Source organism: Brevibacillus nitrificans, from assembly GCF_003710965.1.
Classification (GTDB): domain Bacteria; phylum Bacillota; class Bacilli; order Brevibacillales; family Brevibacillaceae; genus Brevibacillus; species Brevibacillus centrosporus.
On record NZ_RHHU01000012.1, the window covers coordinates 203,974 to 230,209 of the forward strand.

Here is a 26,236-nt window from a genome sequence, read left to right on the forward strand (position 1 = left end):
CGATGCGCTATTCGGGCTCGGGTACTTCGTTGCGAGATAGCGCATCGGATAGTTGTTGGGCTGCTTCTATGACCGCTTCTGTAATTTTCTCTTTGTTAAAGAGCTCGTATCGCCGGGTTGGCATGACCATCGACAGGCTCCCCCGAATTTGTTGATTCGTAAAGACCGGGGCTGCGATGGCAGTGAGATTCGTATCAATCTCGCCGTGAGAGATACTGAACCCTTCGCGGCGCAGGATGCCCAGCTTGGCTTTAAATTCATCCCAGCTCTCGACAGCTTTGGAGGCGTACAGAGCCTCGTATTTGGCTGCGAACTTATCCAGCTGGTTCTTTGGCAAATAAGCCAAAATGATTTTCGAGGTTGCACTCTGAAAGAGCGGGTGCATCCGTCCACGAGAAAAGCTGATCATGAGATTCTCAGAAGTGCGTTCTTCGTGGATGATCAGGATGCGGTCATTGTAGATGTGGCTCAGCATGATCTCGCTGCCAGCTTTGTCGCGCAAGGCTTGCATGATCGGTTTCCCTGCGAGCATGATCGGGTCTGAAGTGCGAATCTGATAATCCAGCTCGATAATTTTCGAGCCGAGAAAGTACAGTCCGCCAGTGCTGCGTGCCAGAAGTCCAGACTGGCAAAGCTCTTTTAAATACCGGTAGGCAGTAGGGATCGAGACGCCTAAGTTCTCCGCAATCTCTTCTGCCGTCCACACGGGCTTTTCCTCAGAAAATAAGTCGATAATTGATAGCATCTTCGCAAAACTACTCATTCGTCGGCTTCTTCCTATCCAATGTAATTTCTCTCTATTATCGCAAACAGTCGAGTGTCATGAAAGATCGTATCTCAACGTTCACAGGCGCGATGAATGAAGGTGCGAAAAGGTAGGGTCCTCCTTTCTAACGAGCACGAAAGCGTAAGCCTGAAAGATGTGCTTTTTATTTTATTATCGTATTTTGATAATAGTACAACTAAAACTCTTGGTCAATGCGATATTTTAATTAAAATTATCTTATTTTGATAATTATGTTGACAACTCGATGTGATGGCCGAATAATTAGGAGTATAAATTTTCAGTCAGTCAGAAAAATGGCACGACAATTTGCAATCGCTTTCCCGACTGCTGGATTTGATTGGCTTCTAGGAGGAGGACACACGATGGAAAAGTGGATTTCGCCCAGTCGAGCAGCATCCATGATTCGTACGGGCGACACGGTAATGGTGGGAGGATTCGGGTTGGTGGGGACGCCCCTGACCATGATCCAGGAGTTGGAATCAACAGATGTACACGACCTCACGATTATTAGCAATAACCTCGGCGACCAGAATAAAGGGCTTGGCAAGCTGCTCGCGGATGGAAAAGTCAAAAAAGCGATTGGCTCTTACTTTACGGGTAATCCAGATGTGGGCGCTTTCTATCATGCACAGCGCTTACAGGTAGAACTCATCCCGCAAGGCTCTTTATCTGAAGCGATCCGAGCAGGAGGTGCCGGCATCGGAGGGTTTTTGACGAAGACAGCTGTCGGTACCGCGCTGGCCGAGGGCAAGCCCATCATCGAAATAGATGGAGAGGAGTATTTGCTGCAGAAAGCCTTGCACGCAGATGTAGCGATTATTCGCGCGCATAAGGCTGATACGCTAGGCAATCTCACCTACTACAAAACGGCACGCAACTTTAATCCGATGATGGCGACGGCAGCCAAGCTCGTCATTGCGGAGGTAGATGAAATCGTAGAAGCAGGAGAGCTCGATCCCGAGCAGATTATCACGCCTCATCTGTTTGTCGATTACATCGTTCGTGCAGAAGTTAAAATCGGGGGGTAGTGGCGTGGTGAACAAAGTAGATGTGAACAATCAAATCGCAAAACGGGTAGCGCAGGAGCTGCGCACAGGTGATGTGGTGAACTTGGGAATCGGTATTCCGACTTTGGTAGCGGATCACGTCCCACGAGGCATCCAGGTGTACTTTCAGACAGAAAACGGTTTGCTGGGAGTGGGGCCAACACCTGAGCCGGGTCAAGTAGATCCGAATCTGGTCAATGCAGGGAAGTTTCCCGTCACGGAGGAGGTAGGGGCATCTTATTTCAGTAGTGCGGATTCTTTTGCCATGATCCGTGGCGGTCACGTGGATATCGCGGTGCTGGGAGTCCTGCAGATCGATCGATTTGGACGGATTGCGAACTATGCGGTACCTGGCAAGACCATTCTAGGCGTAGGCGGCGCGATGGATCTTTTAGTCGGAGCCAGAAAAATCGTCGTGGCTACAACTCATGTGACCAAGGACGGAAAGCCGAAGATTGTTTCCGACTGTACGTACCCTTTGTCGGGAACGAGAAAAGTAGACTTGATCGTAACGGAATACGCCGTCTTTTCCGTTCAGGAAGAGGGGTTGGTCCTGGAAGAAATAGCAGAAGGCACGACGCTTGCCGAAGTACAGCGTTTGACGGAGGCACCGTTTCAATTGGGCATGGGAATACATTCGTAGACAGCTGGTTGCGCCCGTTACCTTATTCCAAAAAAGGAATGATAACCATGGAAGAAATGAAAGCGCATACTTCATCAAAAATAACGAAATCCGGATGGGCAACGATTGGTTTCTTGTTTTTCCTCGCCATTATTAATGTTGCGGATAAATCGATCATTGGTCTTGCTTCCGTACCGATAATGAAAGAGCTGGGTTTGACTCCTGCGCAATGGGGGTTGGTAGGCAGCGCATTTTTCTGGTTTTTCTCTCTCTCGGCGGTTTTGGTGGGAGCATTGTCTGACTATGTAGGCACCAAAAAAGTGATCGCCGTCATTTCCTCCATTTGGGCTGTGGTGCAGTTTGCAACCGTATTTGTCGCGAGCTTTCCCTTCCTGCTCGTGACCCGGATCATACTGGGGGCTGGTGAGGGACCAACGTACGGCTTGTCGATGGCGATGGCTTCCAAATGCTTGCCAAAAGACAAAATCGGTACGGGCCTGACGCTGGTGTCAGTAGGGAATACCGTAGGTGCGGCGGTGGCTGCTCCTGTGCTGCTGTTCTTTATCACCTCGTACAGCTGGCACGTCGCCTTTATCTTCATGGGAGCGATCGGCGTCGTATGGACACTGCTTTGGATCTTTTTTGCCAAAGATCGACCGTCAGAGGCTGAAGCGGAAGTAGCAGCTCCAAAGCCTGAAAAAGCTATATCGGTACCATGGTCCGAGTTTTTGCCGCTGCTTCTCTCCAAAAACTTTTTGCTCATCTCGCTATGTGCATTTGCATCGTACTGGTTCTTTTCTCTCGAGCTGTCTTGGTTCCCGAACTACTTTGAGAAGGTCAGGGGAATGGACGGCAACATGCTGAAGATCGCCATCATGCTGCCTTGGATTACGACGACGATTTCACAGCTGTTCTTTTCGAATATTTCGGACCGACTTTATCAAAAGACGAGAAACGTGGTGAAATCTCGTGTGCTCATCGTGGGACCAATGGTGGTCATCGCGGCGATCAGCTACTATTTGACGACAATCGTTAGCTCGAATACGGCTGCAGTGGCACTGCTTTGTCTGGCTACGGCATTTCGCAGCATCATTCTCGTGCTCGGTCCAGCTATTCTCACGGACACATTTGCGCCCAAGCACTATGGAAAAGCGCAAGGCAGCTTTACGGCTATCTATTACTTGGCAGGGATCATTGCGCCGTTCGTGACAGGTCTCATCGTACAGAACGCGGCAAGTCCTGCGGAAGGCTTTCATACTGCATTTCATGTCGGCTCTGTCATCATGATCGTCCTTGGGCTCTTGTTCTGGTTCGGAGTACGACCAAAGAAAAATTCCAGTTCCTTGTTCACCAACGTCAATAACGATATTTAGAGAATGTGGAGGCTAACAATATGGTAGACGTAATCATTTCCGGATGCGGCCCGGCAGGTGTCATTGCAGCGAATCTGCTGGGCATGCAGGGAATATCCACTGTCGTTTTCGACCGGGAAAAGGACATCTTCCCACTTCCCCGTGCCGTCGTGATTGATGACGATATTGCCCGGATCATCCAGTCTGCTGGGCTGATCGACAAAGTGCTGGCCGTGTCGCCGTCCTCAAAAGGCTATAAATTTTTGGATCAGTCCGGCAATCCGATGTTCGGATTCAAGCGCAGCGGAGGATGCACCAAAAATGGCTATACAGCCACGCTTTCCATCCGCCAGCCCGAAATCGAGGCGAGCCTGCGTCAAGGCCTGGACCGTTTTCCCCATGTAAGTCTGCATACAGAGCATCAAGTGGAAGGTGTCGTACAGGATGAGAAAGGGGTCACGGTCACGGTAAGAGATGTGCAAAGCAACACGCTGAAGGAAGTCGAAGGCAAATATTTGCTGGCGGCAGAAGGGGCTCGCAGTATCATCCGCAAGCAGCTGGGTATCGAGCTGCACGATTACCAGTACGATCATCTCTGGCTCATCGTGGACGTGCTGGCAAAAGAGGAGCTTGATTTGCCCGAGATGAACCTGCAATACTGCAATCCCGATAGACCGACCACCTACATCTATCACGGGAAGGGACAGTACCGTTGGGAGATCATGCTGAAACCGGGCGAGACAGCAGAAACAGTCAATCGCGAAGAAGTCATCAAGAAGCTCATCTCCCCGTGGGTTGATCCAGCGAAAGTGGAAATTGAGCGAACGGCGGTGTACAAGTTCCATGCGCTGCTGGCGAAAGAATGGCGCAAAGGACGCGTGTTTTTGCTGGGAGATACCGCTCACCAAATGCCGCCATTTCTAGGCCAGGGGCTGTCGTCGGGAATGCGGGATGCCCACAATCTAGTCTGGAAGCTGAGTATGGTGCTGAAAGGGCAGGCAGATGAAAAAATATTGGATACGTATCAAACGGAGCGTTATCCACATGTAGCAGGAATCATCGAAAAAGCCGTGAAGCTGGGGAAGATCATTCAGATCAGCGATCAAAAGCTTGCCGATTTACGTGATGAGCTCCTCCGCAACCTCCATGATTTTCCGAATGTCAGTGAAGCCTTGCACGGACTCGAGCGTTCTTCCTTTCCGATTGGAAAAGGCGTGCACGACGCAAAAGCTTCTGTTTCCACGGGCATGCTGTTCATTCAACCGCAAGTAGAGAAGAAAGATGGGGAAATGGTTTTATTCGACGAGGTAGCTTGTTCCCGTTTTATCCTGCTCGGCATAAAAAGAGATCCATTGGCTGCAGCGGAGTCAGTTGATTGTACAGAACTGGCGAGGCTGTCTGTGAAGTCGATCATGGTTGTAGCGTCGGACGAGGCTGCATCTGGTGAGTTCAAAGCTCATCCAGAGACAGGAGTCATCGTCGACCGGGAAGGAAAGATTGCGGCTTGGTGCCAGGAGCATGAAGTGGACTACGTACTGCTTCGACCAGACCGATATGTGTTTGGGGCTTGCCGTGCTGGTGAATTGAATGAGCTGATGATTAGCCTTGTGGGCGCATTGCGTGAGCCGCAAAGAGTCTAGTTCCTGATTTATCGATATACAAGCGAGGAGATGGATGAGTAATGATGAAAGCTTTCAAACTGGGATACGCCAACTTTTCTGTAAAAAATGTGGACGTCATGGTCCAGTACTATACGCACGTGATGGGCTATGCAGTGGTGGAGCGTGGAGAGGACGGGCGTGTGTATCTTTCCAACCACATCGATCACCATCATATCGTACTGACACCAGCGCAGGACAGTGCCTTGCACAGCGTCGGTCTTCAAGTGAAAGCAGAGGATTCTTTGGACAAGATCGCAGAATACCTGCGTCGGGAAGGCTTTGCTGCCGAGTACAAGACAGATGCGCAGCCAGGCGTCTCCGAGCAAATCGACGTGGTCGATCCTTCGGGTACAACGGTTGAGCTTTACACAGACATGGCATTGTCAGGTCCTGGCTTTCAGCGTGCGGGCATTCTGCCTACCAAGCTGGGGCACATTACGATTTTTGCGAAAGACAAAGACAAGACGGTCGGTTTTTATACGCAATATTTGAAATTTGCGATCACAGACCGGATGGAAGAGCGCGTGACCTTTATGACCTGCAATCAGGATCACCACGTCCTGAACTTCAAGGTTTCCGATCGCACGTACATGCACCACATTGCTTTCGAGCTCCGCGACATGATCCATATGAAAAACGCCCACGATCTGCTGACCGCAGAGAAAATCGATATCGTTTGGGGACCGACTCGTCATACGGCTGGGCACAATGTTGCCTCCTATCACTACGATCCCGAGCATTTCATGATCGAGCTGTTCTGCGACATGGATGTGTTTGTACCCGAGCTGGGATACTTCGAGCCGCGTCCGTGGCATGGTGATCAGCCGCAAAAGCCAAAGGTATGGACCGCACAGGAAGGCTTGAGCCGATGGGAAACCAAATTTTTCATGGATCTGAGCAAAGGCTGAGGATAGGTGGACAAAATGGAAAACAGCTACGTCATCGTCAGTGCGGTACGAACCGCGATTGGTCGTTTTGGAGGTACCCTGAAAGAAGTGAGCTCCGGGCACTTGGGAGCTTGGGTCATCGAAGAAGCAGTTCGCAGGGCGGGCCTTGCGCCAGAGCAAATAGATGAAGTCATCCTGGGAGAGGTGCGCCAATCCTCGGAATCGTCAAATGTGGCGAGGATCGCTGCCTTGCGTGCAGGCATTCCGGTCGAATCTCCTGCCTTTACCGTGAATCGACTATGCGCCTCCGGGATGCAGGCCGTCGCTTCTGGGATGCAGCAGATCGCCTTTGGTCAAGCGCAGATTGTAGTGGCAGGCGGCACGGAAAATATGAGTCGTGCCCCGCTCTATCTGCGAAATGCGCGGTTTGGGGAAGGCAATCCTGTCGTCGTGGATTCCAATCTGGAGGCAGGGCAGCAGCCGATGGAGATGTACGGAGCAGACATGGGAATGGGGGTCACGGCAGAAAACGTAGCCGCACGCTATGGGATTCGTCGCGAGGATCAGGATGCGTTTGCCTTATCCAGCCAGCAAAAAGCGCGAGATGCGCTTTTGGGCGGCCGCTTTCAGGAGGAGATCGTATCGGTCGAAGTGAAGCAGCGTAAGAACACTACTATATTTGCGGAAGACGAGTTTCCTCGTCCGAATACGACCCGAGAAGATCTTGCCCGACTCAAGCCTGCTTTTCAAAATGACGGAACCGTGACAGCGGGAAACGCCTGCGGAAGAAATGATGGAGCCGCCGCACTTGTTTTGATGAAGGAGGACAAGGCGCACTCGCTCGGTCTTACTCCAATGGCACGCATCGTTGGCTGGGATACGGCAGGGGTACCACCTGAGCTGATGGGGATAGGTCCTGTGCGTGCCGTCCAGAAGCTGCTTGCACGAACAGGAATAAAGGTTTCAGACATTGGACTGATCGAGTGCAATGAAGCCTTTGCAGCGCAGGCTCTGGCAGTCATCCGTGAGCTGTCATTGGATTTGGACCGCGTGAATGTAAATGGGGGAGCCATCGCATTGGGACATCCTCTGGGCGCGACGGGTGCGCGTATTCTCGTCACGCTGCTGTATGAGATGAGGAGACGAGGCGAACGCTACGGAATCGCTACCTTGTGTGTAGGCGGCGGACAAGGAATGGCTACGATGCTGGAACTGCTCTAACTCCAATCGTCAAAAAAAGCTCTCTACTTTGGGCTAGGCTCTCTACCTTTGGGTAGAGAGCCTAGCTTGTGTACGTATCTATATTTTTCATAGGGTTACACGGTTTACTTTTTCACAGCTGCCTCACTGGTGGCTGATTGCGCTGCAGCAGCCGCAGCTGCCACTGTCACGATACGCGTAGGGTTTTGGACCTCCAATGTCACCATCGAGGTGATGACGGTTTGCATGGTCACCATAAAATAGATTCAAAAAAAGACGTTTCTCCAAAGCGTTGATTCCAACGAAAATCGTTTCTCCTTCTATTTGTTACGCCTGCTTTTCGAGTGCGTATGAGCTAATTATAGGATGTCCCGACAGTATGCAGCAAAGGTCAAAATCGCTCGTTTTGGACTTCATTTGGGGTGGAGAGGAAGAGGCGTGCGTTTGTCTCATCAGCTCGTTTTGTAGATCCTCCGCAAACCACGGGATGCGTCCTTTCTTGTAGACCGTCTCTGTGAACAAAATGACGATTATTGTCTTAATCGAGATAAAGGATTTAATCGCCGCAATATTTATTTTGAAAATAGGGATTGCTACAATAAAAAAGCAATTTAACGATATCGATTATCATTATCACTAAAGATGGGCAGGGAATCAAACATGAAGAAAAACAATGGCTGGAAACGTCTGGGACAGGCAGGATGGGCACTTGCGCTGGCGTGCTCCGTTATGCTGACGGGATGTGGCAGCAGCGAGACGGCTGCGCCTACTGCGAATCCGGAAAGTAGTCAGGCTGCACAAACACAGACCCGAACGATCAAGCACGAGCTGGGAGAAACGGTCATCAAGGGAGAGCCAAAGCGTATTGTGGCGTTGGAGTTTTCCTTTGTAGATGCTCTATGGGAGCTGGGAGTGACACCGGTGGGCATCGCGCAGGAAAAGGAGACAGACGTAGAGGGTTTGCTCGGGCAAAAGATCGAGTACACGCCCGTCGGGACGCGGCAGCAGCCGAATCTGGAAGTGATCAGCTCTCTGCATCCGGATTTGATCATCGGGGATTTGAACCGCCACAAGGACATCTACCAAGACTTGCAAAAGATCGCGCCGACAATCATTTTGAAGAGCCGCAACTCGACCTATCAGGAGAATTTGAGCTCCTTTGCCAAGATCGGGGAAGCGCTGAACAAGACGAAGGAAGCGGAGCAGCGCCTCGCCAAACACAAAGAATTCATCGACGAGCAGAAGAAGAAGATTCCAGCGGGAGACTCCCGCAAAGTCATGCTGGGCGTTTTTCGGGCAGATTCACTGTCTGCTCATGGTGCCAAGTCCTTTGACGGCGAGCTGCTCGAGATGGTCGGAATCAAGAATGCGATTCAGGATGCGCCAGAGCCAACGGTCAAAATCAGCCTGGAGCAAATGGTACAGTGGGACCCGGACGTCATTTTCCTCGTGGAGGCAGACGATGCGCTCCTGAGCGAGTGGAAACAAAATCCGTTGTGGAACAACATCAAAGCGGTCAAAAACAAGCAGGTGTACAACGTAAATCGCGATTTGTGGACGAGATACCGTGGATTGAAATCGGCTGAGCGAATCGTTGAAGAGGCCAGCGAGGTGCTGTACGGCAAGAAACAGGAATAGACCGTCTAGCCATGCTCTGGAAAGACCAGACCGCGATCTGGTCTTTTCTCGTTTATGTGCGCAAATTTGGAGGGAGGTGGTCTGGCGTGCAACTGTCAACGACAAGACCGCTTGGCTGGAGACTCGTGCGTATCGGCATTTGGCTGGTCGTTTTGCTAGCCGCAGGAATCTTGCTGAGTTTGTTTACCGGGGTCGCGCCGCTGCAGATTCGCTCTGTCTTGGAGCAATGGATTTTAGGGGAGAAGTCCAAGGAGCTATTGATCTTCCAAACGATCCGCTTTCCCCGCGCGGTGCTGGGGGCGGTCGTTGGGGCTAATCTCGCCGTTGCAGGGGCATTGATGCAAGCCGTGACGCGCAATCCGCTCGCTTCTCCGCAAGTATTTGGTGTGAATGCTGGAGCGGCATTGGCCGTCGTACTCGCGATCATGAGCTTGCCGGATATCGGGAAGTCCAATCTGGTCTATTTCGCGTTCGCAGGAGCGATCCTGGGAGGCTTCACGGTCTTTGCCTTCGCTGCCTCGAGCGGAATGACGAATCTCAAGATCGCCCTTGTAGGGATGGCTGTGCATCTGCTGCTGACATCCATCACGAAGGGAGCGATTATTTTTAATGAACAAATTTCAGACGTCATGTACTGGATGTCCGGCTCCATCAGTGGAGCGGCTTGGACGGATGTACGCATGATCCTGCCTTGGTCGATCGGAGGCATGCTGCTGGCGCTTGGCTTGTCCGGCCCGCTGTCCGTCTTTCGGTTGGGCGAGGAGGTCGCGATCGGTCTCGGTCAGAACATCAAGGTCGTCCGGTTTTTGACCTGCCTTTCCATCGTCATTCTCGGCGGCTCGTCTGTTTCTGTCGCCGGCTCGATCGGATTCGTTGGGCTGATGATACCGCACATCGTAAGAAAGCTGGTAGGCACGGATTACCGTGTGGTGGTGCCCGTATCCGCATGGTGCGGGGCCGTGCTGGTCACCTTCTCAGACGTTCTCGCCCGGCTGATCAGCTATCCGTTCGAGTCGCCGGTAGGGATCGTGACTGCGCTCCTCGGTACGCCGTTTTTCCTGTATTTGGCGAGCAAAAAGGGGAAGGAGATGGTGTGATGATGCGTGGAGAAGCTGTGCGAGACAATAGGAGGAAGAACGCCAAATTCCTGTTGCTGGTGCTATCCGCGGTTACGCTGCTTGCGGCGTTCCTCTGCATGGGAATCGGGTCAATCTACATCTGGCCCGGGCAAATCATCGGGGTACTGGCGGGGGAGTCGTCCTCGTACGCATTTGTCATCGAAAATTATCGGCTGCCGAGAACCGTGTTGGCTATTTTGTCAGGAGCAGGCTTTGCCGTTTCGGGCGTGATTCTGCAAGGGATGATCCGCAATCCGTTGGCGTCTCCCGATGTCGTCGGCGTGACCAAAGGTGCCGGTCTGTTTGCGGTAGTGGTCATCATTCTGTTTCCGGCTGCCTCCCCGCTGGTACTCCCGGTCGTCGCGTTTCTGGGGGCGCTCGCTGTCGCCGTTGTCCTAATCCTGTTCGCGAATAGAAGCGGGGCACAGCCAGGTACTTTTGCCTTGGTGGGGCTGGCAGTAGGTGCAATCTGTCAGGCGCTGACCGAATTCATCCTGGTGAAATATCCGCTGCAAGCGAACGATTCGCTCGTCTGGTTGGCGGGGAGTCTGTGGGGAAAAGGCTGGGACGAAATTTACGGGCTGCTGCCGTGGCTCTGTGTGCTTCTGCCGCTGAGCCTGTCCCTGCATCGCAAGCTGGATATTATCAATCTGGACGAGGTCAGCTCTACAGGGCTTGGACTGCATGTAGAGCGCACCCGTTACGTTCTGCTGGTGCTCGCGGTCGCTTTGGCCGGGGCCTGCGTGGCAGCGATCGGGTCGATCGGCTTTATCGGTTTGATCGCGCCGCATATCGCTCGCAAAATTTTTGGCAGCCAGCATCGATATTTGTTACCGGGAGCCGCGATACTCGGAGGGCTCATCCTCGTCTTGGCAGATGCATTGGGCAGAGGGCTGCGTCCGCCGACAGAGATACCTGCCGGGATATTGACGGCGATGATCGGTGTTCCTTATTTTTTGTATTTGGTTCATCAGGAAAAGAAAAAGGCATAGCGGTATGTTCCAGTTCCACATGCCGATTCAAGCTCTACCTATTTTCTGCAAAAAAAATGTTCCTGCACGGAGGAACAAATGAACGGACCATCCATATTCTCTTATCTGCCTGGGTAAGACTGCGGGGCGAGTTGCTGTTGATCCTGTTTCTCAGGGGGGGCATATGGTTTTACGGTCTGCGGGATGCCGAAGTTTTGTTTGTTCAACGTCGGGGTAGCAGGAACTTCCATGCCCCGATAAATTTTGACGGATTCCTGGACTTTGCCCGTATACGGGTTATATTCGAGCGGCATATTGAACGAACCGCCGCCGTAGCTGCTCGTCGTTGTATAGGTCGTCTCTTCATAATGAATCGTGGATGGCTCGTATGTATAGGTGATTTGAACGTCTGGACCATCCGACTGTCTCGATGGGGTAGAAGGCTTTTGAGCCGTTTTCTTTGGCTGTTTGCTGGAAGCCGTCTGTACGGCCTTTGCTGACGATTGCTTTTTCGAATCCGTGCCGGGTTTGCTTGCTGCTACCGCAGATGAGCTCGGCTGACCCGCCGGCTGTTCGACCGGATAGGCTGATACATGGGCTGGACGAGGCCCTTGATTGGACAAATCCATGACGGGAGTCGAATCTGGTAAAATCGTGGCGGTTTGGACGCCTTTTTCGTTTTTCTGATCGGCTTTCACTTCTTTTATCAACGTTGGCCACAGGTATGCATTGAAACCTAGCAACGCTACCATGATCGTGATTCCTGCCGCTTTTTTCATCGTTCTATTCTCCGTTGCCTGTTGAATTTAAAGGGTAAATAGTACGGGGACCAAAGGACTATTACAGGAAAATTATACGATACTAGGCGGATGATTTCCAGAATAATCGACACGATTCACCCTTTTTCCGTCCTCGAAGAGCGCACAGGCAGGAACAAGAACCTCACAAAAAGTGCTGCATCCAGATATTCGGTTCGATGTACAACACTTCGTCTTTTTCCACATCAATCTGCACGGGAGTCAACGCATCCGGAATCATGTACGTTCCCGACTCGGGAAACCTCATGCCTGTCCAGCTTTCCCACTGGGCGACATTCCCTTTGATGTACATCGATTCAGGGGCGATTTGCATGACCTTTGCCCCCAGCTTCCAATGCGTGCGCACCCATGGATCGAACGGAGCTCCCTCTGGTGTTTGCCATCGAATGTACGTGTCCATCGGCGTGAGGGGATACTTGTGCTTGAAGGACGGGCGCACAGGAGCGAGCATATACGTCAGGCCATTTTGGATGGCGATCTCTTTCATAGCGGTTACCATCTGCCTGCTGAGACCAAGTCCGCGGTAGGCAGGATTGATTGAAATCGATAGAGCGGACAGCGTATTAGGCTTCTGCTCTTGGCGGTACCCCTCAATCCCTCGCAGGAATACGTCATCCCAGCCTTTGGGGAGATCCTCTTTTGTGCCGTCCCAATGAAAGGGGATTGCGTTTCCTACTGCCATAACCCTGTCGCTGTCATTGGTCAAGACGTATTGATAGGCAGCGAACCACTCATTCAGGTGATCGTAATGCTGGTTGGCTACCTCATCATTCAGCATAAAAGCAGACCAGCTTGCTTCGAGTACCTCCCCGATTTGATCATCTAGATCTGTACGTTGTGCGTACGTATATACTTTGTATTCCATCCTGGTATCCTCCTGATCCTATCCTGATCTTTGTCTGTGTAAGTATGGAAGGGGTTATCTTCCTTTACAAGGTAAGGCAAGTCGTCCGTATGTTAAGAGCGAAAAGATATTTAGAAATAATTAAAAATTACCATATCATAGTAAATTAAGTAAAGGAGTAAATAGATAATTATTCCAATTATAAAGATTGCAAGATGGGATGAAGCAGGGGGAAGACTCAGGATGCGTCCATGTAAGCGTCCAAAGCGGCTGAACCCAGTGGGCTTTCGTTTAAACTGGGGCTGAAATGTCAATGATGATGAAAAACAACCGAGCGATGATGCGTTTCGGGCCAATTTGCTAGAGGAATCGGCGGTGGAAGAATGCCATTTTCCAAATGGTTCAGCCAGAAGATGAAACAGCCCCAGGTCACAACGTCCGATCAAAACAAGAACGATTCCAACGACGAAAGAATAAATGGAAATGTGGAAGATACCATTTCGTACATCCTACATATTTTCGGAGAGAACTCTGATTTTTCGATGCGTCGTTTTCATGTGTTTGGACGATTTTCGGCAGTTATGTTCTATTACTCCAACATGATTGATCAGGGCAACCTGAATACCGACATTTTAAAACCGCTGATGCTGGTCAACCCTCGTATGAAGAAGGGAAATGTTGATCCCAACCGGTTGAAGGATATGCTGATTAACGAAACTCTCTACCATAGCGAAGCCGTGCTGGAATGTCGGCTCTCCATGCTTGTCGAGGGTATTCTGCGCGGTCAGACGGTGGTCGTTGTCGAGGGATTGGATGACGCGTTTCTGATCGGGACACGCAATATTGAAAAAAGAAATGTGGATCAGCCAGCCACCGAGCAGGTTATCCGCGGCCCTCGCGAAGGATTTATTGAACTGTTGGGGACAAACATTGCTTTGATTCGATATCGTTTGCAGACACCGGATCTACATGTTCGCACGCTCGAAATCGGGCAAAGGACAAAATCAAAGGTCGCGATCTGCCATATGCAAGGGATCGCCAATCCTGAACTCGTGGAAGAGGTCAGGCAGCGGCTGTCCCTAATCGATATTGATGCGATACTGGATTCCGGTTATTTGGAGCAGTTCATCGAGGACAACCATCTGTCTCCGTTTCCCCAGGTTCAGTATACGGAGCGCCCGGATAAAGTAGCTGCCAATTTGCTGGAGGGCAGAGTGGCCATCTTCGTCGATGGTTCGCCTCTGGCCCTTGTCGTGCCCACGACCTTCAACCAGTTCTATCAAACGGTGGAAGATTATACGGAGCGTTTTCTCCTGATGAGTGCGATTCGTTTGGCGCGGCTCGTAGCGCTGATGTTTTCACTTGTTTTTCCCTCTCTTTACGTCGGGATCATCTCGTATAATCCCGAGCTCATCCCTACCGAGTTTGCGGTGGCTGTAGCAGGTGGACGGGCGGGAGTTCCTTTTCCAGCGGTGATCGAGGTGCTCGTCATCGAGATTTCCATGGAAGTCTTGCGCGAGGCGACGATCCGATTGCCGCAGCAAGTGGGGGGAGCCTTGTCGATTGTAGGCGTGCTCGTCATCGGTCAAGCAGCCGTTGCCGCAGGGTTTGCAAGCCCGATTACCGTGGTAATCATCGCACTGACCACTATCGGATCGTTTGCCACACCTGCTTACAATGCAGCACTGGCGCTTCGCTTTCTCCGCTTTCCTTTGATCGTGATGGCGGGTGTCTTCGGGCTTTACGGGATTGTAGTCGGTTTGATTTTGATTGTGAATCACCTGCTGTCGTTAAAATCGTTTGGAGTGCCGTATTTGAGTCCGCTCGTACCAGGCAGTTTTCAGGGGATGAAAGATTTGTTCACGCGTGGGCCATTGTGGTCATTGAAGAGCAGACCCACTTTTTTGCAGCCAAAGGATCTACGTAGGCTGGATGAATCCGTCGTAGAAAAACTGAAAACCCCTGGCGATCACATGGATACCTCCTCGCGCGCTCAAATGGGAAGGGAGGATATTACCGGTGAAGGTTCCTCAACAAATAACAGTGATTCAAGTGGTGACAATACTGGTTAGCACCATCATTGGCGTAGGGGTACTTGCCCTGCCGCTTTTTGCCGTGCGGACAGCCGATTCGGGGGCGCCGTTTGTCACTTTCCTCGGTACCTGTCTCGCTTTCTTCGGAGTGATCATTATTACGATTTTAGGGAAGCGATTTCCCAGCAAGACGATTATCATCTACAGCGAAGATATTATCGGCAAGTGGCTTGCACGGATTGGCAGTTTGCTGGTGATCGGCTTTTTTGCGGTTTTGACCTCGCTTACAGCACGGGAGTTTGGAGAGGTCGTCGTCACTTCCGTATTAAAGTCAACGCCTGTGGAAATCACCGTGATTGTCATGCTGCTCCTCGCTGCCATTTCAACGAGAAGCGATATCTTTACCTTTACCTACATCCATCAGTTTTACTTTCCATTCCTGCTTGTACCCGTCTTGGTCATCGCATCGCTCTCCCTAAAAAACGCAGAGATGATCAATCTTTTGCCACTGTGGGGAAATGAACAGAACGATCTGATGAAAGGTGTTTTGACCGTGGCGGCGCTCTTTCAGGGGTCCTTTATTTTGACCATGATCATTCCTGCGATGCGCAATCCTCATCGAGTCATGAAGGCAAGTGTTTGGGCCATGGTGATTTCGGGAGGGCTGTACATTACGATCGTCGTGGCGACAGTCGGTTTATTTGGCGCAGAGGAAATCAAGAAACTGCTCTGGCCCACGCTGGAATTGGCAAAGGCGACATCTCTGCCTGCGAATATTTTGGAGCGTTTGGACGCAGCTTTTTTGGCAGTTTGGGTGACGGCGGTTTTCACATCGCTGCTGTCCAGCTATTATTTGACCATCCATTCCGTAAGCAAGCTGTTGCGCCTGCGCGATCACGGGATGTTTTCTTTCTCTCTCTTGCCATTTGTGTTTGTATTGGCGATGGTCCCACAAAACATTATGCAGATGTATGACATTATTGAATTCGTAAGCCGGTGTGGCCTCATGATCACCATTCTGTACCCGAGTGTTCTGCTGATTGTGGCCATCATTCGCGGGAAAAGAGAGGATCGCAATGAAGATACAGCCATGGATAAACCAAGCTAAGCTCATTGTGGTCATCTCGCTTCTGGTTCCTTTCCTGGCGGGGTGCTGGGATCGCTTGGAAATTGAGGAACGGGCTGTCGTACTGGGAATCTCGGTGGATACAGCAGAGCCAGAAGCAGAAAAAGAGGAGCAAGAAATTTCTCACATACGGGGGAAATTTCCTGCACCGAAAAAGGAATTGATTCGTGTCGCGGCACAAATCGGACTGCCAGGGCGCATTCCGCTGGGACCAGGTGAAGGCGGCGGGCAAACGGATGGTGGCGGACAAAATACGGTCTGGGTCATAGAAGTAGTCGGTCACTCGATCGATGATGCCCTCATGAATCTCCAGCAGCAGATTTCAGGAAGGCTCTTCTTTGGTCATCTGCGTGTCATAGTTGTCTCAGAGGCCGTGGCGAAAAAAGGGCTGGAAAACCTAAGCGACTACTTCCGCAGAAATTCGGAGGTACGGCGAATGGCGTGGCTGGTAATCTCCAAAGGAAGAGCAGCCGAATTAATGAAAGCAGCTCCCAAGCTGGAGCGAGTGCCGACGATGTATCTCATGTCCACGCTGGATGAGGCTGTTCGACTGGGGAAGTTTCCGTCCGATTATATCGGTTTGTTTTGGAGCGATTCCTCCAAGAAAGGGAAGGAAGGCTTTCTCCCTTACATGCAATTGAAGAAAGAACAGAATGTCGAGCTATTGGGAATGGCTTACTTTCAAAATGACAAAATGGTGGGGACGACCAAGCCGTTTGAAATCGCAGCCTACATGGGGATTAAGGGATTGAATCCTGCCGGGTACCGAAGCTTTGTGCGGGTGGGAAATACGCCTTATGTCGTCAATCTCTACGCGACCTACCGAAAGTCTAAGATTCGTGTACAAATCAAGAATGGTCTTCCTCATTTCCTGGTCCAAACCTTCATTGAAGTCAATTTGGAAGAAAAAAGCAATGAAAAAGGCCTGGCGATCACCTCCGCTCTGCTCGAACAAATTGAGCGTCAGGATGAGCAGGGGGCTGTGAAGTTTTATGAGGATCTCATCAAGCAAACCCAAGCAAAAAACGCCGATATCTTTGGGTTCGGTGAATACGTACGGGCGATGGAGCCGCAGTATTGGAACCAGAAAATAAAAACGAAAGAGCGCTGGCAAGAGATGTATAAAGACATTACCGTGGATATACAGGTGAATATCGAGATTCGACGCGTGGGCATGAAAGCGAGATAGGGAAGAAGTCTTTTGCCGTTTGGAGGAACAGCCGAATGATTACGGGGGGCAGCATCAGTTTTTCTGTTTATGTGATCCCGATGCTATTGCTTTCAGGCTTGCTCATTTTAAAAGTGGATGTCAAAAGGTATGCCATGCCTGGCATGCAAAAAGAAAAGAAGGCATCGCAGTTCCTCGGGTGGTTCAATCTCATTTTGGGTATTTTGCTTTTGCTTGTGAATTCGCTGCTCCAAATTTGGTGAAGGTCGCCCACGAATGACCGATGAGTGGAACGTCTGGCATTCGGAGATGCTAATCTTGGATTGAAGCGTTTGCCAAAAGGGGGAGCGGCATGCAGTGGTATGAGCGCCTGAATGAGTATTTTCCCGAGCATGAAATGAAGGATCCCGGCCAATTTCGTGCTTTGATCGAGGATAAAGATGCGTACCATAAAGAAGAGACGGAAGACTACCTCTTGTTGTACGCGGAGTTTGAGAACTTTCTCTTTATCGACTACTTGCTGATTCATCCGAATACGAGAGGCAAGGGGATGGGCACAAAGGTCTTAAACAAGCTGAAGGAAAAAGGAAAAACGATTCTCCTGGAAGTGGAGCCGGTCGATGAACAGGATGAGGACACTGTGCGCAGAGCACGATTTTACGATAAGAACGGATTTGTGGAGGCCGATCGGATCAAATACGAGCGGGAGGATCAAAACGGGGAGCCGTATGAGATGATCGTGTACTACTGGAGTCCGGATGGAGTTCCGCAAAAGGAGATCCTGGAGAATATGGCCAAGGCTTGCCGAGAGATTCATAATTTCCGTTCGCACCGTTTTTATGGCAGGGAAGTAGCGAATCCAGATGAAGTTTTGACCTGGAAGCATTGAGGATGACCAAGCATACAAAGCTTTCACCCTATTTCTGGTGGAAGCTTTTTTCATACAGTAAAATTTATAAGATTTTTAGCCAGTATAAATGCAGCTATGGCTCCACCGCAAAGCTTGGCGGAGCCAAGCTTTCTAAACGTATAGGAATTTATAAGCGATAGGCTTATGAATTCCGGAGCGCATAAAAACCTACCGCTAAAACGCGATCGCTCCTCTTTGAAAAGTCCTCGAAAGAGGTTTTTTTACGTTTGCCACCTAGGTTGCAAATGTTCTGATTGCATACGAAATTCGTATATGCTACTATTTAGACGCCGAATATTTAGATATCTAATAATTAAAGGAGTGGTCCTGCCACGATTGCTATTAGAAAATGCCGGCAATCATGTGAACATTTCGGCAGCGATTGCCATCAAAAGAGAAAGCGTTTACATAGCGGTGGCGACAGGAAGCTTGATGAAACAGAAAGGGGACTTGAAACAATGGGAAGAGTACAGGATAAAGTGGCGCTGATTACAGGAGGCGCTTCAGGCATCGGTTTATCCGCTGCGACGCTTTTGGCAAAAGAGGGTGCAAAAGTAGTCATTGCTGATTTTCATGTGGATGGGGCAAAGCAGGCAGCTGAGAGCATCAAAGCCCAAGGTGGAGAAGCTGTCGGCATTTTCCTGGATGCGGGAGATGACAACTCGATCCGTGCGGCCGTTGAAAACACCGTGGAGCAATATGGAAAAATCACGGTTCTGTTCAACAATGTAGGACTGACAAATCTGAAAAAGGATTTGGATGTCGTGAACATCGATCTGGATGAATGGGATCGGCTCATGAACGTGAATCTGAAGAGCGTGTTATTGGGCAGCCGGTATGCCATTCCTCATATGATCCGGGCGGGTGGCGGCTCCATCATTAATACAGCGTCCATGGCGGGATTTACCGGCGATTCGATTCGTGCAGCATACGGCGCGTCAAAAGCAGCCGTAGTCAACTTGACGAAGTATATTGCCACCCAGTATGGAAAAGACAACATTCGCTGCAATGCGGTTGCACCTGGACTGATTTTGACACCGGCAGCGAAAAACAATATGGCGCCTGAAGTATTGGACATTTTCGCGAAATACAACGCTTTGCCTTATCACGGACAGCCGGAGGATATCGGCTATACGGTAGTGTTCCTGGCATCAGATGAATCCAAGTTTATTACAGGACAGACCATTCAGGTAGAAGGTGGACATTATATCGCCAATCCGAGCATTGCGGATTTTAACGAGTGGATGAAAAAGGCACAAGGCTAACGCCATTGTGGGAAGAGCAGCTTTTTGGAAAGAAGATGAGGCAGACATACAAGAAGAAGGAGTAGGAAAACTGCATGAGCCAAAATAGTAAAAAGATTCACTACGCCTGGTGGATTTTAGTCGGACTTTGCCTGATCGTCGGTTTGGGGAAAGGCGGCTTGAACAATTCGGCGGGCCTGTTTTTGACGCCGATCACGAAGGACCTCGGGATCGGGATGGGCAGTCTATCCTTGTATTTTAGCGTATCTGCCATCGTTACCATGATCTTTTTACCGATAGGCGGCAAGCTGATGGCGAAATACGATACGCGGATGCTTCTGATCGCAGCCATCATTTTGCAAGCGGGCGCATTTGCCTTGTTTGGGTTGATGGATGCTGTCTGGGGCTGGTATGTCCTTGCGATTCCGCTGGCAGTCGGAGGGGTGTTTATTACGGTGATGGCGGGACCGGTTTTGATTAACCAGTGGTTTCAGAAGAACAACGGACTGGCACTGGGAATCATGAGCGCAGCAGGGGGAGCGCTTGGCGCCATATCCCAGCCGGTCGTCGGAAAGATGATTGCGACGGATGGCTGGAGAGCGTCCTATTTGAGCGTTGGGATCGCGGTCATTCTGATTGTGGTTCCCATCGTACTGCTGTTGATCAGAAAAAAGCCAGCGGATAAAGGGCTGCTTCCATATGGCATGGGAGAGGAGAAAGGGAAGGGGAGCCGGTCTCTGGGGGAAGCGAACAACAAAGGGGTCACACTGGCTGCAGCGAGGAAGTCGTCCGCTTTCTACGCACTGGTGATCTTCTTCTTCTTGGTAACCTCGATTGCAAGCTTTTCCATGCACATTCCGACCTATTTGATGAACAAAGGATTTGACGTAACGTTTGCAGGGAATGTGATGGGAACCTATATGGTTGGGGTATTAATCGGGTCCTTGGTGATCGGATACTTGAGTGACAAAATCGGTACGAAAAACACCGCTCTTTTTACCATGATTGCCGGATTGATGGCCATTCTCCTTCTGATATTCTCTGCCTCCAGCACGTTCGTTATTTCTTTCGCGGTTGGGCTGTTTGGCTTTATCTCTTCCTCCATTGGGACTTTGGGGCCGGCTCTTACATCCAGCTTGTTTGGAAACAAAGAGTATAGTCAAATCTATTCCAATGCGTCTTTGGGGCTGGCAATCTCCTCGGTCGTCGCCCTGCCCGCCTACGGTTATGTTTTCGACTTTACGGGAAGCTATACGTTAGTACTTTATGCGATTGTTGGCATGCTATTGATCAATATTGTATGTGTATTCGCAGCCTTCAGAGGCAAGCAGAATCTGGAGCAGCAAGGATTGTGGAAGTAAAAAGCATCAACGGACATGTACGGATGATTTGTTTCAAACAGATTGTCTGTGCATTTTTGATTGGGGTTGCACGAAAACAGAAGCTTTGTTATTATTTAGATGTAAAACAATTAGATATCTAAATATATTGGAATGAAAAGAGGTTACAATTATGAGATTGCAAGGAAAAGTTGGAATTGTAACTGGAAGCGCATCAGGAATTGGCCGAGGGATTGCTCTGGCCATGGCGAAAGAAGGCGCCCATATCGCCATCGTCGATGTGAATGAAGAAAAAGGGAAGGACACCCTTGCACAGGTAAATCCATATACAGAAGGAATGCTTTTTATAAAAGATATCTCCGTGAAGGAGAATGTCGATGAGATTGTGGCGGCTGTCGTCAAGAAATTTGGCAAGCTCGATATTCTGGTGAACAATGCACACGTCTCCAGGCAAGCACCTTTTATGGAAACCACGCAGGAGATGTTTAACCTGTCGTTTGGGACGGGCTTCTATCCTACCTTCCACTTTATGCAGGCAGCCTATCCCGAGCTGAAGAAAACGCAGGGCAAGGTCATCAACTTTGCATCGGGTGCCGGCTTGGATGGTCAAGTGACCCAAACCTCCTATGCTGCCGCAAAGGAAGCGATTCGGGCGATCTCCCGTGTCGCAGCAAACGAATGGGGGCCGGATGGCATTACTGTCAATCTCATTTCTCCCATTGCACTGACCCCGGGTGTAGAGCAGTGGCGGGAGAGCGCACCGCAGCTGTATGATGCCATGATTCAGAAAATCCCGCTGCGTCGACTGGGTGATCCGGAACAGGATATTGGACAAGTCGCTGTATTCTTGGCAAGCCGTGAATCTGATTATATTACCGGTCAAACGATTATGGTGGACGGCGGCTCCATTAAATTACGCTAGGAGGTATTGGACATGGGAAGAGTAGCGAATAAAGTAGCCATCATCACAGGTGGAGCATCGGGTATTGGGGAGTGCATGGTCGATCTATTCAGTCAGGAAGGCGCCATCGTCATTGCCGCAGATATCAATGAAACCGCACTGGAAGCGGCAAGCAAAAAGGAAAATGTCTATGGGATGAAGCTAAATGTCTCATCGGATGAAGACTGGGCATCCCTGGCAAAAGAAGTGAACGAGCGTTTTGGCAAGATTGATATTCTGGTCAACAATGCAGGGATCTCATCAGAGAAGCCGTATCAGGACATCAATCTGGATGATTGGCAGAAAATGCTTGCGATCAACGGCTTTGGGCCATTTGCCGGCATGAAGCATGTTGCGCCTTATATGGCAGCCCAAAAGCAAGGATCCATCATCAATATTTCCTCTTATACGGCGCAGATCGGACAAGGCTTTAACCATTACTCTGCATCCAAGGGCGCTGTTCGTGCGATATCGAAAGCAGCAGCAACTGCGTTTGGGCGTGACGGGATACGCGTAAATGCCCTTTTCCCCGGAATTATTGAAACACCGATGACACAAGCGCTGAGTACATCCAAGGAGCTTCTTGGACGCTTGATTCAGGCGACTCCGCTGCAGCGTTTGGGTCAGCCTGCGGATATTGCCAAAGCGGCTTTGTTCCTCGCATCCGATGACTCAGCGTACATCACAGGTGCTGAATTGGTGATTGACGGTGGATTCTCCGCTCAATAGCATGTATGATAGAAAAGCCCCTAATGTTGATTAGGGGCTTTTTCCTAACGTATAGGAAGCTGTCCGGGAGTCGGCAGCGAGAGAGGTTTTCTAGTAGAAAGCGGGGATCGACTCTTATGAAGGAACAGACGATTTTTGAGATCATCCATAACATGGACAAAGTCACGAACAATCTGATCATCCAGTGGAATAAAATGTTCAATGAAGATCTCGGTGTCTCTCATATACTTGTTCTCGGGCATCTGAAGCAGAGCGGAAGAAGCCGCCCGTCCGATATTGCGAGGGCGCTAGGATTGACTCCTCCAACGCTCACTCATTTATCGGAGAAGCTTGTACGAAAAAAATTAGCAATCCGGATCATCGATGAGTCCGACCGTCGCATTATTTATTTGGGAATTACCGATAAAGGCGTGGAAATGGTGAATCGGGCCAATCAGGAAGGACAGGCTCTGCGCAGAAATCTGTTTGAAAAGCTGACGGATGAAGAACGACAGCAGCTGTTAAAAATATACGAAAAGCTGAATGCGTCACAGTAAGAAGACAAAGGCAGTCTGGACAAATTCTTTGTTTGGGCTGCTATTCTTTATTTCCAATCAAGGCGTTTGAACCTATAATGTTACTTGGGAATATCCTAAAGCCTATGGTATAATTTTGACGCCAAAACAAGACTAAGGGAGTATGAAGCATGGAAAAAAAGCTCATTTTCGGTCATAAAAATCCTGACACGGATTCCATCTGCTCTGCATTGGTATACGCAGACTTGAAAACAAAGCTGGGGGCAAACGTAGAGCCGGTTCGCCTCGGTGTGGTAAGCAGCGAAACGCAGTTCGTACTGGACTATTTTAAAGTAGCGGCTCCTCGCCAAGTGGAAACCGTAGCGAATGAAGTAAACGAAGTCATCCTGGTCGACCACAACGAGCGCCAACAGAGCGCAAACGATATTGAGCAGGTGCAAGTGGTAGAAGTCATTGACCACCATCGTATTGCGAACTTTGAGACGAGCAATCCACTCTACTTCCGCGCAGAACCAGTTGGCTGCACGACCACCATCCTGAAAAAAATGTACAAAGAAAACGGCGTAGAGATTCCGCAAGCCATCGCGGGTCTGATGCTGTCGGCGATCATCTCCGACACACTGCTCCTGAAATCTCCGACCTGCACAGAGCAAGACGTGGCAGCAGCGCACGAGCTGGCTGAAATCGCCGGTGTGAACCTGGAGGAGTACGGTCTGGAAATGCTCAAGGCTGGTGCTGACCTGAGCGACAAAACCATCGCACAGCTGTTGTCTCTGGATGCAAAAGAATTCCAGATGGGCAGCGCAAAAGTAGAAATCGCGCAGGTGAACGCGGTAGACGTCAACGATGTACTGGGACGTCAAGCTGAGCTGGAAGCAGCTATTTCTGCGATCGTAGCGGAAAAAGGTCTGGACCTGTTCCTGTTCGCGGTAACCGACATTTTGAACAACGATTCCGTAGGCGTTGCGATCGGTAAAGCAGCACATGCTGTAGAGAAGGCGTACAATGTGACTCTGGTGGACAACAAAGCCGTTCTCAAAGGCGTCGTTTCCCGCAAAAAACAAATCGTACCTGTACTGACTGACACCTTCGCTAGCCTGTAAGGGTGAAATGTCTTTTCATGAAAAAAACTGCCGTGCACCTGCTGCTGGCAGTTTTTTTGCGTGTAAAAGGTCTGCTCGAAAAAACCATCTTTTGGTAAAATGGAGGACAAGAGAGAGCTTGTTCCGCTAGGGAAGGGGAAGCAGCAAAGCTCGAAAACTAGGAGGGGTATGCATGAAAGGATGGATGGAAGAATACGGCCGCGGACACAAGATGCTTAGAGAGGCAATCGAGGGGATAAGCGAGGCAGAGCTCCGGTTTAAGCCCGCGCCAGATCATTGGAGCATTCATCAGATCATCATCCATGTGACGGATTCGGAAATCTTGTCTACGCATCGGATGAGAAAGGTATTGGCAGAAAACGAACCTCTCTTGTATTCCTTTGATCAAGATCAATGGGTAGACGAGCTCAGGTATGACGTGCTGGATCGCGAACAGCATCTTCAGCTATTCGAATCGCTTCGTCTCTCGATGCAGCCGATTTTGGATCATCTGACTGAGGAGCAAGCCGAGCGGGTAGGCGTGTATCCCGATGGACTGCGATTTACGTTTAAACAGCTGCTGGAATACCGCGTCCAGCATGTTCGCGGTCACCTCGCTCAAATCGAGCGTGTAAGAGACGCCTATCGGGCAACGCAATCATAAAAAAACCGTCCATCAGGGATGAAAAAGACCTTGATGGACGGTTTTCTTTTCTATCAGAACACGAACGCATCGTGTCCTTGTGGGGACGTGAGATCGAGCGAGCATTTCCCACTTTGCGGGAGCTGGGGGTAGGGATCGTCGCCTACAGTCCACTGGGAAAAGGCTTTTTAACAGGGTCTATCAAGCGGTACGAGGATTTTTCCGCGCAAGATATCAGAAGACACTTCACGCGTTTTCAAGGAGAGAACTTCCAGAAAAATAGGGATATCGTCGCCCAGCTGGAAGAAATCGCCTGCGTGCAGCAAGTGACAGCTTCCCAAGTTGCGTTGAAACGTGAATCTGTCAGCAGGCGATCTGATCCGCATAAACGAGATGGCCAGTCAGATCGCAGGAGACTTTGAAGTATCCGAAACGGCTTTGGATAATCAATAGGAAAGGGAGGCGGCACGCAGCTGTGCCGCTTTTTTCTTTCTCGATCTCCGTATTTGATTTATAAAATTTGCCAAAGCCGCCGATATGAGTAGAAGGAAGGAATACTACAGTAGTTGGAGGCAGGCATCTGCCTCAATTGCATTTGGAGGCAGGAAATTGAAAGCTGCAGCAAGATTGTCGGCATACGTTTGTTTGTTATCATTATTTCTTTTGATCACGGGGTTTTCATCACCACAAGAATCGCCACGCAAAGCGGTTTGGCTGTGGCACACGTCTCTGGTTGCTTCGGAGCCGGAAGAGATTCTCGCATTCAGTAAGAAGCAAGGAGTAAACCTGCTGTATCTGCAAATCGACATCTCGAAAAAGCCCTCGTACTATCAGGCGTTTATCCGAGATGCTCGCCGGGACGGTATCGAGGTGCATGCACTCAGCGGCAGCCCAGCTTGGGGGTTGCAAGCCAATCAGCAGAAGGTGTTGGCCTTTGTAAACTGGGTGCATCAATACAACCAAAGCGTTTTGGAAGAAGAAAAAATCAGCGGCGTGCATGTGGACATCGAGCCGTATCTGCTGCCGGAGTGGAAGAGTGATCAGGCTGACGTTATGAGCCAATGGCGGGAGAATGTGAAGGCCTATTTGGACCTAGCCCATGAGGACCCTCAACTTGAGACTGGCTGTGACATTCCTTTTTGGCTGGACAAATACGAGCTGCCGGATCTTCCAGACATGACACTGAGCCAGTGGATGATTGCCCAGCACGACCATGTGGCGATCATGTCCTACCGCGATAGGGTAGAAGGACCCAACAGTATAGCTTCTCTCGTCGTGCAAGAGCTGGGGTATGCAGATGCCCTTGGGAAGAAGATCATGCTTGGCGTAGAAACGAAAGAGAGCAGCGAGGGCAATTTTGTCTCCTTTTATGAGGAAGGCGCAGCGTATCTGAATCAAGAGATCACGAAGCTTCCGATCCTGATGGCTGAGCATGCATCCTATGGCGGGGTTGCTGTGCATTCTTACGAGTACTGGAAAACGTTGGGCGAATAGTGCCCTGCGCAAGGAAATAGAGAGAAGAGCGGAGAAAGAACTCCGCTCCAGGCTGTCGATAAAGTCGG

At 50.2% G+C, this 26,236-nt stretch carries 27 protein-coding genes; 23 read left to right on the plus strand and 4 right to left on the minus strand.

The window, feature by feature from the left end; genetic code table 11:
- Positions 1-7 precede the first annotated feature (7 nt).
- A complete protein-coding gene (locus EDM59_RS20840; RefSeq protein WP_122925378.1) occupies positions 8-763 on the minus strand; it encodes an IclR family transcriptional regulator in 756 nt (251 codons plus the stop codon).
- 386 nt (positions 764-1,149) lie between these two features.
- Here EDM59_RS20840 and EDM59_RS20845 point away from each other — a divergent pair, with 386 nt between their 5' ends.
- From EDM59_RS20845 to EDM59_RS20870, 6 genes are read left to right on the plus strand one after another with little or no spacing between them, the layout of a single operon-like run.
- On the plus strand, positions 1,150-1,815 hold the full coding sequence (locus EDM59_RS20845; protein ID WP_122925379.1) for a CoA transferase subunit A: 666 nt from the start codon (positions 1,150-1,152) through the stop codon (positions 1,813-1,815).
- 4 nt (positions 1,816-1,819) lie between these two features.
- Positions 1,820-2,476, plus strand: coding sequence for a 3-oxoacid CoA-transferase subunit B (locus EDM59_RS20850; RefSeq protein WP_246011144.1), 657 nt, complete (start codon positions 1,820-1,822; stop codon positions 2,474-2,476).
- A 47-nt stretch (positions 2,477-2,523) separates the two neighbouring features.
- A complete protein-coding gene (locus EDM59_RS20855; RefSeq protein WP_183192983.1) occupies positions 2,524-3,828 on the plus strand; it encodes an MFS transporter in 1,305 nt (434 codons plus the stop codon).
- 20 nt (positions 3,829-3,848) lie between these two features.
- Entirely contained in the window at positions 3,849-5,447 is a 1,599-nt protein-coding gene (gene mhpA / locus EDM59_RS20860; RefSeq protein WP_122925381.1) for a bifunctional 3-(3-hydroxy-phenyl)propionate/3-hydroxycinnamic acid hydroxylase MhpA, read from the plus strand.
- 41 nt (positions 5,448-5,488) lie between these two features.
- Entirely contained in the window at positions 5,489-6,376 is an 888-nt protein-coding gene (locus EDM59_RS20865) for a VOC family protein (RefSeq protein ID WP_122925382.1), read from the plus strand.
- A gap of 15 nt (positions 6,377-6,391) precedes the next feature.
- Complete coding sequence (locus EDM59_RS20870) at positions 6,392-7,576, plus strand: thiolase family protein (protein WP_122925383.1); 1,185 nt, start codon at positions 6,392-6,394, stop codon at positions 7,574-7,576.
- A 104-nt stretch (positions 7,577-7,680) separates the two neighbouring features.
- Here EDM59_RS20870 and EDM59_RS31630 read toward each other — a convergent pair whose 3' ends face one another.
- Positions 7,681-7,812: a hypothetical protein gene (locus EDM59_RS31630; RefSeq protein ID WP_281274584.1), complete on the minus strand. Its 132-nt coding sequence runs from the start codon at positions 7,810-7,812 to the stop codon at positions 7,681-7,683.
- A 403-nt stretch (positions 7,813-8,215) separates the two neighbouring features.
- Between EDM59_RS31630 and EDM59_RS20875 the strand changes: the two genes are divergently transcribed.
- The 3 genes from EDM59_RS20875 to EDM59_RS20885 all read left to right on the plus strand — a co-directional run bounded on the left by EDM59_RS20875 (position 8,216) and on the right by EDM59_RS20885 (position 11,303).
- A complete protein-coding gene (locus EDM59_RS20875) occupies positions 8,216-9,193 on the plus strand; it encodes an ABC transporter substrate-binding protein (RefSeq protein ID WP_122925384.1) in 978 nt (325 codons plus the stop codon).
- A gap of 86 nt (positions 9,194-9,279) precedes the next feature.
- On the plus strand, positions 9,280-10,290 hold the full coding sequence (locus EDM59_RS20880) for a FecCD family ABC transporter permease (protein WP_246011146.1): 1,011 nt from the start codon (positions 9,280-9,282) through the stop codon (positions 10,288-10,290).
- Positions 10,290-11,303, plus strand: a complete 1,014-nt coding sequence (locus EDM59_RS20885) for a FecCD family ABC transporter permease (protein ID WP_281274585.1) — start codon at positions 10,290-10,292, stop codon at positions 11,301-11,303. Before EDM59_RS20880 ends, EDM59_RS20885 begins: the two co-directional genes overlap by 1 nt.
- A gap of 101 nt (positions 11,304-11,404) precedes the next feature.
- Here the strand turns inward: EDM59_RS20885 and EDM59_RS20890 are convergent, their stop codons facing one another.
- Both EDM59_RS20890 and EDM59_RS20895 read right to left on the minus strand, forming a co-directional pair.
- Entirely contained in the window at positions 11,405-12,061 is a 657-nt protein-coding gene (locus tag EDM59_RS20890) for a hypothetical protein (protein ID WP_122925386.1), read from the minus strand.
- 163 nt (positions 12,062-12,224) lie between these two features.
- The gene (locus EDM59_RS20895) at positions 12,225-12,965 is read right to left on the minus strand and encodes a GNAT family N-acetyltransferase (protein ID WP_122925387.1); all 741 of its coding nucleotides are present in this window, start codon (positions 12,963-12,965) and stop codon (positions 12,225-12,227) included.
- Between the two features lie 362 nt (positions 12,966-13,327).
- Between EDM59_RS20895 and EDM59_RS20900 the strand changes: the two genes are divergently transcribed.
- The 14 genes from EDM59_RS20900 to EDM59_RS20965 all read left to right on the plus strand — a co-directional run bounded on the left by EDM59_RS20900 (position 13,328) and on the right by EDM59_RS20965 (position 26,168).
- Positions 13,328-15,016: a spore germination protein gene (locus EDM59_RS20900; RefSeq protein WP_122925388.1), complete on the plus strand. Its 1,689-nt coding sequence runs from the start codon at positions 13,328-13,330 to the stop codon at positions 15,014-15,016.
- The gene (locus EDM59_RS20905) at positions 14,964-16,085 is read left to right on the plus strand and encodes a GerAB/ArcD/ProY family transporter (RefSeq protein ID WP_122925389.1); all 1,122 of its coding nucleotides are present in this window, start codon (positions 14,964-14,966) and stop codon (positions 16,083-16,085) included. The genes EDM59_RS20900 and EDM59_RS20905 overlap by 53 nt, the downstream gene beginning before the upstream one ends.
- Positions 16,054-17,292, plus strand: coding sequence for a Ger(x)C family spore germination protein (locus EDM59_RS20910; protein ID WP_122925390.1), 1,239 nt, complete (start codon positions 16,054-16,056; stop codon positions 17,290-17,292). The genes EDM59_RS20905 and EDM59_RS20910 overlap by 32 nt, the downstream gene beginning before the upstream one ends.
- A gap of 35 nt (positions 17,293-17,327) precedes the next feature.
- A complete protein-coding gene (locus tag EDM59_RS20915; protein WP_122925391.1) occupies positions 17,328-17,534 on the plus strand; it encodes a CLC_0170 family protein in 207 nt (68 codons plus the stop codon).
- Positions 17,535-17,623: 89 nt separating this feature from the next.
- On the plus strand, positions 17,624-18,160 hold the full coding sequence (locus EDM59_RS20920) for a GNAT family N-acetyltransferase (protein WP_092267649.1): 537 nt from the start codon (positions 17,624-17,626) through the stop codon (positions 18,158-18,160).
- Between the two features lie 479 nt (positions 18,161-18,639).
- Positions 18,640-19,446, plus strand: a complete 807-nt coding sequence (locus EDM59_RS20925) for an SDR family NAD(P)-dependent oxidoreductase (protein WP_122925392.1) — start codon at positions 18,640-18,642, stop codon at positions 19,444-19,446.
- A 74-nt stretch (positions 19,447-19,520) separates the two neighbouring features.
- Entirely contained in the window at positions 19,521-20,786 is a 1,266-nt protein-coding gene (locus EDM59_RS20930) for an MFS transporter (protein WP_122925393.1), read from the plus strand.
- Between the two features lie 151 nt (positions 20,787-20,937).
- A complete protein-coding gene (locus tag EDM59_RS20935; protein ID WP_122925394.1) occupies positions 20,938-21,687 on the plus strand; it encodes an SDR family NAD(P)-dependent oxidoreductase in 750 nt (249 codons plus the stop codon).
- Positions 21,688-21,699: 12 nt separating this feature from the next.
- The gene (locus EDM59_RS20940; RefSeq protein WP_122925395.1) at positions 21,700-22,434 is read left to right on the plus strand and encodes an SDR family NAD(P)-dependent oxidoreductase; all 735 of its coding nucleotides are present in this window, start codon (positions 21,700-21,702) and stop codon (positions 22,432-22,434) included.
- A 116-nt stretch (positions 22,435-22,550) separates the two neighbouring features.
- Positions 22,551-22,970 carry a MarR family winged helix-turn-helix transcriptional regulator gene (locus EDM59_RS20945; RefSeq protein ID WP_092267651.1) on the plus strand — a complete coding sequence of 140 codons (420 nt, stop codon included), beginning with the start codon at positions 22,551-22,553 and terminating at the stop codon, positions 22,968-22,970.
- A gap of 149 nt (positions 22,971-23,119) precedes the next feature.
- Entirely contained in the window at positions 23,120-24,052 is a 933-nt protein-coding gene (locus tag EDM59_RS20950; RefSeq protein ID WP_122925396.1) for a manganese-dependent inorganic pyrophosphatase, read from the plus strand.
- 172 nt (positions 24,053-24,224) lie between these two features.
- Positions 24,225-24,695 (plus strand): DinB family protein, encoded by a 471-nt coding sequence (locus EDM59_RS20955; RefSeq protein WP_122925397.1) that lies wholly within the window; start codon positions 24,225-24,227, stop codon positions 24,693-24,695.
- A gap of 71 nt (positions 24,696-24,766) precedes the next feature.
- The gene (locus EDM59_RS20960) at positions 24,767-25,096 is read left to right on the plus strand and encodes an aldo/keto reductase (RefSeq protein ID WP_246011148.1); all 330 of its coding nucleotides are present in this window, start codon (positions 24,767-24,769) and stop codon (positions 25,094-25,096) included.
- A gap of 187 nt (positions 25,097-25,283) precedes the next feature.
- Positions 25,284-26,168 (plus strand): hypothetical protein, encoded by an 885-nt coding sequence (locus EDM59_RS20965; RefSeq protein ID WP_122925399.1) that lies wholly within the window; start codon positions 25,284-25,286, stop codon positions 26,166-26,168.
- Positions 26,169-26,236: the final 68 nt, after the last annotated feature.